The sequence below is a fragment of the Neptunomonas sp. ABH4_499 genome, from assembly GCF_056160565.1.
Genome location: NZ_JBSWXK010000022.1, coordinates 20,817 through 36,452, shown reverse-complemented (window position 1 = coordinate 36,452; position 15,636 = coordinate 20,817). Strand labels below are relative to the sequence as shown.

Below are 15,636 nucleotides of genomic sequence, written 5' to 3'. Positions count from 1 at the left end.
GGACAGTATAAACCCGGCAGTGAGGCGTTCTGTAATGGATATCTGCTGAATTTAAGAGATATGTCATTAATTCGTCCTATTTTAGTCGCGTTTTTCGCGTTTTTTTTCAAAATCAGGACTAGCCTAACGATAGGTGTTCTGGTAATTTCCTCAACCTTCCGAAATTTGGAAGTTGGGAATAATCACATAAAGACACGGTATGTCGACGATGTTCGCCGCAGTACCGGGTCCCATCGGAGAAGTGAGGCTGATTATGCCAAACACGAACGATTCGCAGTTCTCGCAATTTGAACCGTATCAACCGGGTCAAGGTGAAGAGTACATGAATGAGCCCCAAAAGGATCACTTCCGAGAAATCCTTTTGGCTTGGAAACGGCAGCTGATGGAAGAAGTGGACAGCACAATCCACCATCTTCAGGAAGAAGCGACCAACTTTGCTGACCCTAGCGATCGTGCCAGTCAGGAAGAAGAGTTTAGCTTAGAGCTGCGTACCCGCGACCGTGAGCGCAAGTTGATCAAAAAGATCAACGAAGCGATGGAACGGATTGACGAAGATGACTACGGTTACTGTGACGCCTGCGGTATCGAGATTGGCATCCGCCGTCTTGAAGCGCGCCCTACAGCCACCATGTGCATCGACTGCAAAACGCTGGCCGAAATCAAAGAGAAACAAGTCGGCGGCTAAGCTCACCGCGTGTTTTTCGACTCAAGCCTGCCTAGATTCCTATCTGGGCTGGTTTGGTACACTCTGCTGATCGCCATCACGGAGTCCTGAATGTACATCGGCCGCTTTGCACCTTCGCCTACGGGCCCACTGCACTTTGGGTCGCTTCTGGCCGCGCTTGCCAGTTACTTGGATGCCAAACATCATCAGGGCTTATGGCACCTTCGCATCGAAAACATCGACCCACCGCGAGAAAAACCGTTATCCGAACACCGCATCCCAGACACCCTAGAAACATTCGGTTTTGAATGGGATGGGCCTTTGGTATGGCAATCGGACCGCGATGAAGCTTATCAAACAGCCTTGAACACCTTGATCGATCAACAGCGCGTCTATAACTGCGATTGCTCCCGCAAAGAGATTCAACTTAGAAGCGGACACACGCTTTACGATGGTCACTGCCGGCATCGCGCTTTGCCTTTTGATACCGAAGGCGCGCTTCGTTTGTGCGCCCCAGCGATGACCGAGACCTGGCAAGATCGCATTCAGGGCGAGCAGCCCCAAGTCCCTTGTGAGGATTTTGTTCTGCGCCGCAAAGATGAGCTTTGGTCTTATCACCTTGCGATGGTGGTGGATGATCAAGCGCTCGGTGTGACGGATGTCGTACGCGGTTTTGATTTGTTACCCGAAAGCCCCAAACAGATGGCCTTAATGAGCGGATTGGGTTTTGAGCACCCACGTTATGCCCACATCCCGGTCGCAACCGCCTTAAATGGGCAAAAACTCAGCAAGCAAAACTTGGCACCGGCCATCATGGATGAGCCACCCGTCCCGTTATTGGTAAAAGCCCTTGAGTTTTTACATCAAGACATTGATGCTAATCTTCATTTAGCCAGCCCCGCCGAGATCTTAGCTTGGGCCATACCTCGATGGGACATTACCCGTCTACAACAACGCGGTTCGCAACCGATCGTTTAACCGGAAATTTCAGCATGTATTCACACCGCATTGTCCTGTTGTTGCTGTCGATGTGCTGGTTGTTCCTACCAGCGGTCTTTGAGTGGTGGCTTTCGTTGGAGCACAGCTTCATTTTGACCTTTGCCGTGTGGGCGGTTGGCATTGGATTTAGTTTTCTGAGCGATATGAAACAGGAGCGTTCATGAATTTTTCGGTCACGGAACTCTTCCTGATTTTTACCGCTTACTTGCTCTTCTTATTTGTGATCGCCTATGCGACCGAGCGAAACATCATCCCGCGTCGTATTGCAGAACACCCGTTAGTACAAGCCGTTGCTTTGGGTACATACGCCAGTATTTGGACCTTTTATGGGGCCTTTGGCATGATCGAGCAATCGGGCATGTTGTTTTTATCGTCCTACCTTGGGGCCACGGCGGCGTTTTTTTTAGCCCCCATCCTGTTTACCCCCATTTTCAACATCACCAATCGGTATAAACTCAGCTCCCTTGCCGATCTATTCGCGTTTCGCTTTAGAAGCGCTATGGTTGGTACAGTCACCACACTTTTACTGTTTGCCGCCAGCTTGCCCTTGATCTCGATCCAGATCCAAGCCGTTTCAAGCTCATTGAATGTGCTGAACCGAAACGTCTCAAGCCCACAAATTGCCGCGGCTTACTGCACACTGATCGCCTTATTTGCCATCTTGTTTGGCACACGACACCCCTCGCTTCGAGCACGAAACCGTGGATTAATCATGGCGATGGCCACCAGCTCCGTGATTAAGCTAATGGTGTTGATGGGTATTGCGCTCTATATCCTCTTTACCGTGTTCCAAGGGCCATTGGACCTGCACAACTGGCTGATGGAGCGCCCAATGATTTTAGAGCGCTTACTTCGGCACGACGAAGGCGAAAACTGGCGTACCTTGTTGCTGACCTTTTTTACCGCGGCCTTGGTCATGCCGCACATGTTCCATTTGGCGTTCACCGAAAACCGCTCCGCCGATACGCTGCGCAAAGCCTCCTGGGGGATGCCGCTGTACCTGATGGGATTAGCCGTTACCGTTCCGATCATTGTGTGGGGCGGTTACAAGCTTCAAGTGACGGACCACTCCTCCTTTGTGCTGCTCTTTATCAGTAAGGCGCTTGAGTCGGATCTGATGACCATCGCCGTGTTGATTGGCGGTTTAACGGCCGCCAGCGGCATCATTATTGTGACCGCAATTTCTATGGCTTCGATGATGCAAAACCACGTCATCCTGCCGCTGATTAAAACCCCCGGTAACATTAAGTTTTACGACTGGTTATTGTGGCTTCGCCGAATCCTGATCATTGCGGTGGTCGCATGCTCTTATCTGTTTTACAGCGTACTGGGCGGCGGGCAGCAATTGCACTTACTGGGTTTAAGCGCCTTTATCGCCTTCTTGCAGTTTTTACCCGGCGTGCTCGCCACCCTCTTTTGGCTTGGGGCAAATCGCATCGGCTTTATTGCAGGCATCACGATTGGCATGCTGAGCTGGAGCATCACTACCTTCTATCCGTTTTTCCAAGCTCAAACCAGCATTCGCGCCATTGCTGAGTCGGTTTCCATCAATGAGATCAACTGGCAATCCGCCGCCATCGTTTCGCTGATCCTTAACATCGTGGTCTTTGTCTTGGTATCGCGCTTTACCAAAACCACCCAAGAGGAGCGACGTGCTGCCGAAGCCTGTTTTGCAAACACCATGGATTCGCCAACGGACATCGCTCGCCCCGCGTTTGAAACCAAGGACATCATCCGCTTACTGACACCGAAACTCGGTGAAGTCGTGGCTCGGCGCGAACTGCAACTGGCCATCCGAAAGCTCAACCTCACCAATGAGCGCATCGGCCCGTTCGACATGCTCCGTTTAAAAAACACGCTTGAGCAAAACCTGTCGGCTCTGATTGGCCCAATTGAGTCCGCCACCTTATTAGAGCCATTATCCAAGGTGCCAGAGGGCAGCACTCCCTACCCTGGTCGAGACATCCACTTACTGGAATCTCACCTTGAAACGTACCAAGCGAAACTGAGCGGCTTAGCGGCAGAATTGGACGAGGTGCGCCGCTATCACCGAACCACACTGGAAAAACTCCCCATCGGCGCGTGTACCGTAACACCCAATCAGCGCATTGTGTTTTGGAACCACGAAATGGCAAGGCTCACCTCCTTAAATGCGCGCGAGGTAGGCGACCTTACCTTATCCGACCTTCCGGCCCCTTGGTCCGAGGTGTTACCCAACTTCATTCAACAATCGGCCAACCACCTCACCGAAATACAGGTACGCACCAAAAACGGCGATCTTTACCTTACGCTGCACAAAAGCGCGGTGTCCGACAAACCTGACAGCGCCATCGTGCTCTTGGTCGAAGATGAAACCAATCACCACCTGTTGACCGAAAAGCTGACCCATAACGAGCGCTTGGCTTCGATCGGCCGCTTTGCCGCAGGCGTTGCACACGAGATCGGAAACCCCGTTACCGGAATCGCCTGCCTCGCTCAGAACTTATCGCTGGAAACCGATCAACCCGAAGTGTTAGATACCGGTGATCAAATCGTTGAGCAAACCAAGCGCATCAGTCGAATCGTTCAGTCTTTAATCCGTTTTGCACGAACCGGACAATCCATGGCGGATGTGCAACTGGAGCGTCTATCCTTAACGGAGTGCTTGGATGAAGCGATCCATCTTGTGACCTTGGACTCGCACGCCAAACAACACAATTTTTTCCGAAATGTACCGGAAGGACTGGAACTTGAAGCCGACCCTCAACTTCTGCTGCAAGTACTGGTCAACCTGTTGAACAACGCCTGTGATGCATCACCGGCGGATGGCACAATCTGGATCGAGGCTCACAGCCTTGATGGGCAAGTCCAGATCACCATTACCGACGAAGGCTGTGGGATTGATCCTGCGATTCAAGACAAGCTCTTTGAGCCCTTCTTTACCACTAAAGACCCGGGTAAAGGGACGGGCTTGGGGCTTGCTTTGGTCTACAACATCATCTCGGAGCATTATGGTAATATTGAATTAATAAGCCCTGCCAATGCCGAGCACTCCAAAGGTACTCAGGTGGTTATCACCTTGCCAGGTCTACAAGAGGCGGCCGAGAATCGCCCAGAGCCAGATGAACAGTAGGTAGAGAGATCATGCATCGTATTTTGATCGTCGAGGACGAATCAATCATTCGTGCTGCGTTAAAGCGACTGCTCGAAAAACACGACTACCGCGTGGATGACGCAGGGTCCGTCGATGAAGCGCTCAGCACGTACTCACTGAAAGAGTACGACGTCATCATCAGCGACCTTCGCCTGCCGGGTGCTCCAGGTACCGACCTGATTCCGCACGCCGGTGATGTTCCTGTTCTGATCATGACCAGCTACGCCAGTATGCGCTCGGCCGTGGATGCAATGAAGATGGGCGCTGTGGATTACATCGCCAAGCCCTTCAACCACGACGAGATGCTGGAAACCATCCGCACCATCTTGTCAGAAGCCAAACAAGAGGCAAGCGATTCTTCGTCGTTCGCACCTCGTACTCAAGACAGCGCCCCAGCCGCCCCTAAAGCGTCTGAAAAGATCAGCTTTATTGGTCATTGTGAGCCGATGCAAAAGCTGTTCACCAAAATTCAGAAAGTGGCTAAAACCGACGCAACGGTTCTGATTTTAGGCGAGTCCGGCACGGGTAAAGAGTTAGCCGCTAAAGCGATTCACGAGCAAAGCGCCCGACACAGCGCGCCGATGATCTCGGTGAACTGCGCCTCCATCCCTGAAACCTTGATTGAGTCAGAGCTGTTCGGCCATGAGAAAGGGGCCTTTACCGGGGCAAATGCGGCCCGGAACGGTTTAATTGAAGCGGCCGACGGTGGCACCTTGTTTCTCGATGAGATTGGCGAGCTGCCTCTGGAGGCACAAGCTCGATTACTGCGTTTCTTACAAGAAAGCGAGATTCGCCGAGTCGGCTCTGTCCAGTCAAAAAAGGTCAATGTTCGCTTGGTTGCGGCCACGCACCGAAACCTCAAAGAGATGGCCAAGCAAGGCGACTTTCGTGAGGATTTATACTACCGTCTTTACGTGATGGAGCTGCGCATGCCGCCGCTTCGTGACCGCGGTGAAGACATCATCTCACTGGCCGACCGCTTCTTAGCCAAAACCTGCGAGAAAATGGAGATGCCCACCGCCCACCTGACGGCACAGGCACAATCCATGATGTTGAACTATCCTTGGCCAGGTAACGTACGAGAATTAGAGAACGCGATTGAGCGGGCTGTGATTCTGGCTGATGATCAATGGATTACCCCCGAGTTACTGGGGCTGGATCACGATACGAAGCCCGCGCCGCTTGATGAAGTGGCCGACCGCTACGATGCCTTTGTCAGCAAACCCAAAACGGATGAGCCGATTCAACGACAATCGCGCGCGGGCCTATCGCTTGACGATTACTTTCAGCGCTTTGTACTCGAGAACCAAGACCGTATGAGCGAGACCGAGCTGGCTAAAAAGTTGGGTGTAAGTCGTAAATGCTTGTGGGAAAGACGCCAAAAGCTTGGCATCCCGCGTAAGCCAAAAGGCTCATAAATCAGTACTTTAGACCTAAGTCTAATGGGTAACACTCACCCCACAATGTGTTACCCATACTGTTACCCTAGGTAACACTTTTCAGTAACACTTTGTTACATTGTTCATCTAAAATTCAGTATTAAATTTTAACAACCAATAAAAACAACAACTTAAAAAAGTTGGCACACCGAATGCTTTATCTAGGATGTACAAACAACAACAAAACGCTTTGAACACAAGCTATCAATAAAAATAAAAATAGGTGAGTGTAGATAAGCTAGATGCCTCGAATAAAAATAATAATGAGGTTTAAAAGCTGGTCGCTGGATTGTGTGGTAACACCCCCTCAGCGCCAAATAAAAATAAAAAGCTTAGGTTACTCCGGCTTGCGATCAGCTAATATATCCTTTCTTCAGTTTCACGATCGAGTTTGCATCTTTAATCGCCATTCAATGCTACAATGCGCGAAATCGTTTAGAGCAGAACGTCTATAAACCAATGCCAATTCAGATCATAAAAAAAGTATCCGGTTTTTTTAAAAGCCCAAAAGCCTCTTCGGACGACACCGCAAAAGAGATCCCCGTTCACAAAAAAGAACGTGCGCCTCAGCCTGAGTCCAAACCTCAATCGCAATCTCAGTTACCGATCCCGACGTTTAATTCGGACGTACGCGTGATCGAAAGCGATGAGCACAATATTCCTCGTAAGTATCTCGATGATAATGCCGCAAAAGTGGTGTATCGACTGCTTGATGGCGGCCACCAGGCTTATTTGGTCGGCGGCTGTATCCGAGATCTGCTCCTCAAAAAGCGCCCTAAAGATTTTGATGTTGCCACCAGCGCGCACCCAGAGGAAGCCCACGGTCTGTTCAAACGCTCGCGATTGATTGGTCGACGTTTTAAATTACTCCACGTGCGTTTTGGCCGTGACATTATCGAGGTCGCAACCTTTCGTGCCGCGCATGACAGCACGGATGATGCAAACGACCAGATCGCCAAACAATCGGATTCAGGCCTGATCTTACGTGATAACGTCTACGGCACCGTGGATGAAGATGCGGTTCGCCGCGACTTTACGATCAACGCCCTGTACTACAGCATGGCCGATCACCGCATTTATGATTTCACCAAAGGATACGACGATCTGCAAAAACGCACCATTCGCATGATTGGTGATCCAGCCAGTCGCTACCGTGAAGACCCCGTCCGAATGCTCAGGGCAATTCGCTTTAGCGCAAAACTTAACTTTGATATCGAACCGGCCACCGAGCAGCCTATTCGCGAGTTAGCACCGTTACTGAATGATATCGCCTCTGCGCGTTTATTTGATGAAGTGCTCAAACTCTTGCAATCCGGTCATGGCGCCCGCTCCTTTGAGCTGCTTGAGTCGTATAACTTGTTGGCACCGTTACTGCCGTTAACCGCCAACTCACTTAAAGACCCAGAAACCGGCGCAGCCGCTCGTGAGCTGATCATGATGGCGCTTAAAAACACGGACCGCCGTCTGAGCCAACGTAAGAGCGTAACGCCAGCCTTTTTGTTTGCCGTACTGCTTTGGCACCCGGTACAGAAACGCATGCAAGATAAGCTCAATGAGCGTCGCATGTCGCCCTTCAGCGCACTGCAAGAAGCGGCGGATGAGGTTATCCAACAGCAGGTTCGATCCACCGCCATTCCGAAGCGTTTCTCAATCCCAATGCGCGAGATCTGGGAGATTCAATTAAAGCTTCCGAGCCGTCATGGCAACCGTGCTTATCAAACTCTTGAGCAATCACGTTTCCGTGCCGCTTATGACCTTCTGCTGTTACGCGAGCAAAGCGGAGAAGCGCTGGATGGGTTAAGCCAATGGTGGACTCAGTTCCAATCGGCCGATGAAGCGACACAGGCGGCTATGATCTCTGAAATCAAAGCACCTGAACGCAACAACAAGCGCAAGCCATCTCCTAAGCCAAAGCGTGATCATAACGCAGAGGGGAGTGCTAAACGCGACGCTGCGCCACGTAAGTCGAGCAGCAAACCAAGTCAAAAGCCGGCTGCTCAGTCGAGTGCACCGCGGGGTGAAACGACACCGTCGCACACCGCACAAGATGATCAGCCACAGGCTCGTCGCCGCCGTTCGCGCGCTAAGAACGACCCTCGTAATCGCCGTAATACCGAGATTTCAGGATGATCACCTGCTATATCGGACTTGGCAGTAATCTTGAGGACCCGGTTGAGCAAGTCTCAACCGCCCTTAAAGAGCTAAGCCAAATTCCCGATACCACGCTGGAACACGCTTCATCGCTTTATCGATCCGACCCGGTCGGTCCACCTGGCCAACCGGATTACATTAACGCCGCGGCCTGTTTAATCACGCGCTTAGAACCCCATGCGTTATTGGATCAACTCCAAGCGATCGAACAAGCGCATGATCGCAAACGCATTCAACATTGGGGACCACGTACGCTGGACTTGGATCTGATCCTCTACGGGAATCACACCCTTGCCACCGAGCGCCTTAATGTTCCTCACCCTTACGCCAAAGAGCGCGCCTTCGTGCTCTGGCCATTGGCCGAGATCGCCAATGAGCTAACCTTCCCGGATGGAACAGTGTTATCAGAACTGTTAGTCCAATGTCCGGTGGGCAGCTTGGAAAAGATCTCGCTATAATCCGCACTTTTTACAACAACCGACTGGGTTACCTATGAAGACTGTGACATTACACACACTGGCCGCTCGCAAAGCAGCGGGTGAAAAATTTGCTGTCTTAACTGCATACGATGCCACTTTTGCAAAAGCCGTCAGCGAAGCGGGCGTAGAAGTGATTTTGGTGGGTGACTCTCTTGGCATGGTATTGCAAGGTCAATCCAGCACCCTGCCTGTTACCATGGACGATATGATCTATCACACACAAGCCGTTGCCCGTGGCAACGAAGGCGCGATGGTGATGGCCGATATGCCGTTTGTTAGCTACACCACACCTGAGCAAGCGATGCTAAACGCAGGCCGTTTGATGCAAGCCGGTGCTCAGATCGTCAAAATTGAAGGCGGCATCTGGCTTAAAGAGATCATCGCTCGACTGTCCGAGCAAGGCATTCCGACCTGCGCTCACATGGGTCTAACACCGCAAGCGGTGAACAAACTGGGCGGATACAAGGTACAAGGTCGTGATCCTGAGTCTGCTAAGCAGATGATCGAAGATGCCGTTGCCCTTGAAAAAGCCGGTGCCAGCATGATCTTACTGGAATGTGTGCCAACGATCTTGGGGGCCGAAATCACTCAAGCGGTCGACATCCCTGTGATTGGCATTGGCGCAGGCGTACACACCGACGCACAAGTATTGGTGATGCACGACCTATTAGGCTTAAGCCCACGCATACCTAAATTTGTGAAGAATTACATGGAAGAGAGCAGCAGCATCCAAGCGGCGTTCCAAGCCTATGTGGATGATGTCAAAGCAGGACGCTTCCCAACCGAAGAGCATTCGTTTAACTGATTCGACGCCATGAAGACTTTCCATACCATCGCGGAGCTTCGCGCGGCTGTTAACGCCGAAAAAGCCAACGGAAAACGCATTGCCCTAGTACCGACCATGGGCAATCTGCACGCTGGTCACATCTCCCTTGTGGACGCTGCCCACCAGCATGCCGATGTCATTGTCGCCACCATTTTCGTTAACCCACTGCAGTTTGGTGAGAACGAAGATTTCGACAAATACCCGCGTACCCTCAAAGAAGATCAATCCAAACTGAGCCAAGCAGGCTGCCATTACGTGCTGGCCCCATCGGTGGATGAGGTATATCCGCAAGGACAAACAGGACACACCACGGTGAATGTACCGGGCGTATCCGAACTGTACTGCGGCGCGAGCCGTCCTGGCCACTTCCAAGGTGTTGCAACCGTTGTCAGTAAACTGTTTGGCATGGTGCAACCGGACGTCGCCGTCTTTGGTGAAAAAGATTACCAGCAGTTATTTGTCATTCGCAAAATGACGCAAGACCTAAGCCTGCCCATCGAGATTGTCGGTGTACCGATCAAGCGTGATGATCAAGGGCTCGCACTCAGCTCGCGAAATGGCTATCTAAGCGACGATCAACTCAACGCGGCCCGCGAGCTGAATCGCGTATTAGCACGCTTATCCGATCAGATGCGCGATCGTACCGATACCTTTGATGCCCTCATTGAACAAGGCCAACAAGCACTGGAAGCGGCTGGGTTTCAACGAGACTACCTTGTGATCGCCCGTCAAAGTGACTTGATGCCCGCAAGCGAAGAGGACACCGATGTCGTGATCTTAGCGGCCGCTTACATGGGCACTACCCGTTTGATCGATAACCGTCCGGTTCGGCTTTAGTCTCCTTTCCTCCACCCGTATTGCCTGATATGTTGCGACAAGTACTCGGATCGTTTTATTGATCCGGGTACTTGCTTTCGTTGTGGCACTCCCGCACACTGAGCTTTACTGCACTGCAGCATAATAAAGGAAGGATCATAGCCGCGCTGTGACACCCTGCTTTACCGTCACAGTACTGTCCTATTCTCATTCTATGATCCGTAGGGATTAATCAGGAAAAGAGGCACTACCATGCGTGATGTTGTAATCGTGGCCGCAGGCCGCACCGCCGTTGGAGCATTCAACGGATCTCTGGCGAGCGTTAAAGCATCTGATTTAGGTGCAACCGTCATTAAAGGATTGCTGGAACAAACCAAAATCAACCCAGCCGATGTGGATGAAGTCATCCTCGGCCAAGTGCTGACTGCAGGCTGTGGACAAAACCCTGCCCGCCAAGCCGTTATCAATGCGGGTCTACCGATTGACGTTCCAGCCATGACCATCAACAAAGTGTGTGGCTCTGGTCTAAAAACCGTTCAACTGGCCGCTCAGGCCATCCGCTGCGGCGATGCTGAAATCATCATCGCAGGCGGTCAAGAAAGCATGAGCCAATCGCCTCACCTGCTGCCTAACTCACGCAACGGCCAGCGCATGGGCGATTGGAAGATGCAAGATTCCATGATCGTCGACGGCCTGTGGGATGCTTTCAACGATTACCACATGGGCATCACGACCGAGAACATCGTCGAGAAATACGGCTTCACACGTGAAGAGCAAGATGCGTTTGCATCCGCATCCCAAAACAAAGCCGAAGCGGCGGTTACTGCAGGTCGCTTTAAAGATGAGATTTTCCCTGTCACCATCCCACAGCGCAAAGGCGACCCCATCGTATTTGATACCGATGAGCAGCCACGCTTTGGTTGCACCACCGAAGCCTTGGCGAAACTGCGCCCAGCGTTCAAAAAAGATGGCTCAGTTACGGCCGGGAACAGCTCCACCATCAACGATGGCGCAGCGGCTGTGATTTTGTGCTCGGCCGAGAAAGCGAAAGAGCTGGGCTTACCAGTGCTTGCTAAAATCAAAGCGTATGCATCGGCCGGTGTTGCCCCTTCCATCATGGGCACAGGCCCAATCTGCGCGACACAAAAGGCGTTGGCCAAAGCAGAATGGAGTGTGGACGATCTTGAACTGATCGAAGCAAACGAGGCGTTTGCCGCACAAGCGATGTCCGTCAACAAAGACTTGGGCTGGAATATTGATCTTGTTAACGTCAACGGCGGTGCGATTGCCCTTGGTCACCCGATCGGCGCTTCTGGTTGTCGTATTCTCGTGTCCCTGATTCACGAGATGAACCGTCGCGATGCGAAAAAAGCACTCGCAACCCTGTGCATCGGTGGCGGTATGGGTACCGCGCTGGCGATCGAGCGCGACTAATCATTACCCACTCTCTTATGTAGACATAAAAAAACCGCCTTCGGGCGGTTTTCTATTTAAGTGATCTATCAGGTCAAGCTTAAGCGGTCGCCACCGCGCCTTTCCCAATCCCCTCGTAGGCGCGAACCAACACATCATCCAATGGACGGATCTGCTTTGTGCGCTCCGCTAGATGCTGTGCAATCTGCTCTACCGTACTTTCCGTGGTGATGTCATAGCAGCGCTCTTTCGGCAACGACAGGTAGAAAGCCCCTTGTGGCGCATCATACGCGTATACGTTGTGATCACCTTGATCCGCTTGGCGGTGTGACGAGGTGCCAATGTAGATATCTTTCCAACGCTCGGCCAAATCAGCCTCAAGCTGAGCGTTACGCTCACCATTGATGAAGATCTCCACCTTGGATCGGTGACCGTGCGCGATACGCTGACAGTTGCCATCGTGTTGCTGCAAGCCGTGGCTGTAGTGGTAAAAGGCGCCGTTGATCTCTTCCGGAATGAAGCGGATCGATAAGCCCCTTACCTCTTGAGGAAACAGCTCGATCAAGCGTGCTTCACACCAGCTGGCCAGAGACTCAGGCGTGATCGACTCGACATCCACCTGAGCGATGGACGCCTTGGGCGAGCGGCACACCAGTGTCCCCTGATCCTGATAAGTCCAAACCACTTCGGTATTGCCCGCATCGTCTTTTACGGCCAATTGCTCAGACAGCGTTGGTACCACCAGCGCGTGATCGATTGTGCTGTCCATCCACTGACGCACTAACTTTTTCACAATGCCAAAATCACACACCATCCCTTGATCGTTCAACGAGCCATCGAGCTCCAGTTGAACCAACCAAGACTCGCCCATCAGGCCGCGCTCAGTGTGCAGGTAAGAAAAATCAACATTGGTCAGGTTATTAACAAACAGCTTCACTTTAACAATCCAGCTACTCGGTCGTGAATGAGGCGCCATTCTAACGCAACGATTGATCAGTGTGCAGTCAAAACTGTCTTTCAGGTTAAAAACAATCCATCGCATCTGCCGGTACGCTTTGCGTATAATGTGGGTTTTACATTTGAGTCGAAATACCTGTTTATGCGTCTGGATAAATACCTGTCTAAAGCCACTGGGCTGTCCCGAAAAGAGATCAAACGCGCCATCATGCAGCGTAATGTTACGGTTAATGGCGAATGCATTCGTGATTCGGGTCACCATGTGGATGAGTCCGACAACATTGAGTTTTTCGATTCAGAGATCGATGCCCCGCGTCCTCGCTATTTGATGATGCATAAACCCGAAGGCACGGTGTGCTCAAACGATGATAAGACACACCCAACCGTGATGGGACTGCTCTTTGATGAAGCTCGCCCGGATGATCTTCATACCGTTGGCCGACTGGATGTCGATACGACCGGCCTGTTATTGATCACGGATGACGGGCAGTGGTCGCACCGCGTCACAGCGCCTAAGCATAAAATGTCCAAGCGCTACTTTGTCGTCACTGAACGCCCGCTGGATCCATCCCTTGTGGATATCTTTCAAGAAGGCGTGCAATTGCACGGTGAAAAACAACCGACTAAGCCTGCGGTTTTAGATATTTTGAGCGATCACGAAGCTCACCTTACCTTGACCGAAGGGAAATACCATCAAGTGAAGCGGATGTTTGCGGCCGTCGACAATCACGTACTGGAGCTACATCGAGATAAAATCGGCGATGTTGAACTGGATGAGTCACTGGAACCTGGCGACTACCGCGAGCTGACCGAAGAGGAATGTCGTTTACTGGGCGTAGAGCTGGACGACTGATATGGATACGGCGCTCTCTTTATTACTGCCTGAGTTAACCTCAACAAACTCCCCCATTCTTTGGTGGATGGATGAGAACACACCGGCGGACCAGATCCCCTCATCTAAAGCAGGGGTAACCATTCAGACCAATCGTTATGATGTGGCGCAGCACCTTGAACGCCAGCAATGGGCTGTTCAATTTGGGGATTTTGGATCCGATTCACTGAACACAAGTCTTCAAGAGACTGCCCCTAAACGCATTGTAGCGCGCATCTCTAAAGAGAAAGCCTTGACCCACTTCTGGATTAACCAAGCCAGCCATTATCTTGCCGCTAACCAAGGCGACCTTGTACTGACCGGAGTCAAGCAAGAAGGGATCAAAGGCTATTTTGATCGCGCTAAAAAAGCCGGTGCCGATGTCGATATCTGGAAATCCGACAAAGAAACCTGGGCCGCCAGCCTTCGTTTTCCCCACCCGATTGCACTCGAGGATAAGCAGTATTCCAAGCTGCAACCCATCACCGTTTCGGACACGAAAACCGTGCTGAGCAAGCCTGGGGTTTTTGGTTGGGAAAAAGTCGACCAAGGCAGCGCACTCTTGATCGAGCACTTAACGGCGTTAGTCGAGACATATGCCACACGCACACCGACAAAAGCACTCGATATCGGGTGCGGTTATGGATTTCTAAGCCTAGAAACCGCCGAGCGATTATCGATACCAGTGATCGCAACGGACAACAACGCCGCCGCGCTGCTCGCGTGCGAGACCAATGCCCAACAGAGTCATTTGACGATCACCTGCTTGGCCGGCGACTGTGCGGACACCGTAACAGAGCGTGTAGACTTGGTAGTCTGCAACCCCCCTTTTCATACCGGTAAAAGCACAGACAACCAACTGACCGAACGTTTCCTAGCAAGCACAGCTCGCTGCCTGAACCCCGACGGGTTGGCTATTTTTGTCACCAACTTGCACATCGGGATAGAGCAACGTGCCGCGGCCTATTTTGGACAGGTCGAGACGCCTGCGCGCAGTGACCATTTTAAACTGGTGGTCGTAAAGCACCCCAAACCTTGACCCACAAAAAAGCCCGCAGGTAGCGGGCTCTTGGATGCATCAATTGAGCGATCGATTACAGAAGATCGCGGATGTGCTCTTCGCGATCGTCAGAAGCTGGGTGGCTTGAGAAAACGCTGTGGCCAGAACCGCCGGCTTCCGCTTCCATCTGCTGGAATTTTTTCATTACGCCGATACCCGCTTTCGGATCCCAACCGTGACGCTTCATGAATTTAACCGCGTAGGTGTCCGCATCAGTCTCTTGAGATTGAGAGAACTGAGCGTTAACCAGTGCATTGGCATATTCACCTAGCTGCGACTGAGAAAGCGCACCGACTTTGCCGCCTGCAGCAGAAGCGCTCTTTTGAACACCGGATGATGCGTAAGCAACTTGTGCCGCTTTCTTACTGTGACCCAGTTTTACGTGACCGATTTCATGTCCCATTACGAAACGAATCTCGTCGTCGGTCAGGATATCCATCAAACCTGCAAATACGCGTACAGTACCGTCTGCCATTGCAAATGCGTTGATGTCTTCTACCAGATACACCTTGATATCCAGTTTCAGGCCATCTTCGTTTTCCATTCCCTTGGAGATTTTAGCAAGACGCTTAGCGTATTTGTTGTTGGCAGGAGCAACAGGGTTATTCGCATCCATCTCTTTCTTAGCCGCAGCCGCCAGAGCGATAGCGTCTTCATCGGTCATGGTAGCGGCTTTCAGGAAGTCCGCACCAGCAGACAGACCCGTATCAACACAGCCTGTGGTCAGTAACGTAGCGGAGAGACATGTTGCGATCAGCAATTTTTTCATGATTTCACATCCAATGTGGTTTAGAGGGAGCGAAACTGTACCAAAAACCGGACTGTTTT

At 51.6% G+C, this 15,636-nt stretch carries 14 protein-coding genes; 12 read left to right on the top strand and 2 right to left on the bottom strand.

Annotated features, from left to right (window positions below):
• Positions 1-253: 253 nt before the first annotated feature.
• From dksA to ACXAF9_RS16695, 10 genes are all read left to right on the top strand, one after another.
• Positions 254-685, top strand: a complete 432-nt coding sequence (gene dksA / locus ACXAF9_RS16740) for an RNA polymerase-binding protein DksA (RefSeq protein ID WP_475076159.1) — start codon at positions 254-256, stop codon at positions 683-685.
• Positions 686-775: 90 nt separating this feature from the next.
• Complete coding sequence (gene gluQRS / locus ACXAF9_RS16735) at positions 776-1,642, top strand: tRNA glutamyl-Q(34) synthetase GluQRS (RefSeq protein ID WP_475076157.1); 867 nt, start codon at positions 776-778, stop codon at positions 1,640-1,642.
• Between the two features lie 14 nt (positions 1,643-1,656).
• On the top strand, positions 1,657-1,827 hold the full coding sequence (locus ACXAF9_RS16730; RefSeq protein ID WP_475076154.1) for a hypothetical protein: 171 nt from the start codon (positions 1,657-1,659) through the stop codon (positions 1,825-1,827).
• Positions 1,824-4,775 (top strand): ATP-binding protein, encoded by a 2,952-nt coding sequence (locus ACXAF9_RS16725; protein WP_475076152.1) that lies wholly within the window; start codon positions 1,824-1,826, stop codon positions 4,773-4,775. Before ACXAF9_RS16730 ends, ACXAF9_RS16725 begins: the two co-directional genes overlap by 4 nt.
• Positions 4,776-4,786: 11 nt before the next feature.
• Complete coding sequence (locus tag ACXAF9_RS16720; RefSeq protein ID WP_475076150.1) at positions 4,787-6,214, top strand: sigma-54-dependent transcriptional regulator; 1,428 nt, start codon at positions 4,787-4,789, stop codon at positions 6,212-6,214.
• A 480-nt stretch (positions 6,215-6,694) separates the two neighbouring features.
• Complete coding sequence (gene pcnB, locus ACXAF9_RS16715) at positions 6,695-8,365, top strand: polynucleotide adenylyltransferase PcnB (protein ID WP_475076148.1); 1,671 nt, start codon at positions 6,695-6,697, stop codon at positions 8,363-8,365.
• A complete protein-coding gene (gene folK, locus ACXAF9_RS16710; RefSeq protein WP_475076146.1) occupies positions 8,362-8,844 on the top strand; it encodes a 2-amino-4-hydroxy-6-hydroxymethyldihydropteridine diphosphokinase in 483 nt (160 codons plus the stop codon). The genes pcnB and folK overlap by 4 nt, the downstream gene beginning before the upstream one ends.
• 34 nt (positions 8,845-8,878) lie before the next feature.
• Positions 8,879-9,670 carry a 3-methyl-2-oxobutanoate hydroxymethyltransferase gene (gene panB, locus ACXAF9_RS16705; protein WP_475076144.1) on the top strand — a complete coding sequence of 264 codons (792 nt, stop codon included), beginning with the start codon at positions 8,879-8,881 and terminating at the stop codon, positions 9,668-9,670.
• 9 nt (positions 9,671-9,679) lie between these two features.
• Positions 9,680-10,528 carry a pantoate--beta-alanine ligase gene (gene panC / locus ACXAF9_RS16700; protein ID WP_475076142.1) on the top strand — a complete coding sequence of 283 codons (849 nt, stop codon included), beginning with the start codon at positions 9,680-9,682 and terminating at the stop codon, positions 10,526-10,528.
• A 231-nt stretch (positions 10,529-10,759) separates the two neighbouring features.
• Positions 10,760-11,941, top strand: a complete 1,182-nt coding sequence (locus ACXAF9_RS16695; RefSeq protein WP_475076140.1) for an acetyl-CoA C-acetyltransferase — start codon at positions 10,760-10,762, stop codon at positions 11,939-11,941.
• A gap of 79 nt (positions 11,942-12,020) precedes the next feature.
• On the opposite strand, the gene ACXAF9_RS16690 is transcribed toward ACXAF9_RS16695, so the two are convergent.
• A complete protein-coding gene (locus ACXAF9_RS16690) occupies positions 12,021-12,962 on the bottom strand; it encodes a 6-carboxytetrahydropterin synthase (RefSeq protein ID WP_475076138.1) in 942 nt (313 codons plus the stop codon).
• A gap of 24 nt (positions 12,963-12,986) precedes the next feature.
• Here ACXAF9_RS16690 and rsuA point away from each other — a divergent pair, with 24 nt between their 5' ends.
• Both rsuA and ACXAF9_RS16680 read left to right on the top strand, forming a co-directional pair.
• Positions 12,987-13,730: a 16S rRNA pseudouridine(516) synthase RsuA gene (gene rsuA / locus ACXAF9_RS16685; protein WP_475076136.1), complete on the top strand. Its 744-nt coding sequence runs from the start codon at positions 12,987-12,989 to the stop codon at positions 13,728-13,730.
• Between the two features lies 1 nt (position 13,731).
• A complete protein-coding gene (locus ACXAF9_RS16680) occupies positions 13,732-14,787 on the top strand; it encodes a class I SAM-dependent methyltransferase (protein ID WP_475076134.1) in 1,056 nt (351 codons plus the stop codon).
• Between the two features lie 55 nt (positions 14,788-14,842).
• Here the strand turns inward: ACXAF9_RS16680 and ACXAF9_RS16675 are convergent, their stop codons facing one another.
• Complete coding sequence (locus ACXAF9_RS16675; protein ID WP_475076131.1) at positions 14,843-15,577, bottom strand: M48 family metallopeptidase; 735 nt, start codon at positions 15,575-15,577, stop codon at positions 14,843-14,845.
• Between the last annotated feature and the right edge of the window lie 59 nt (positions 15,578-15,636).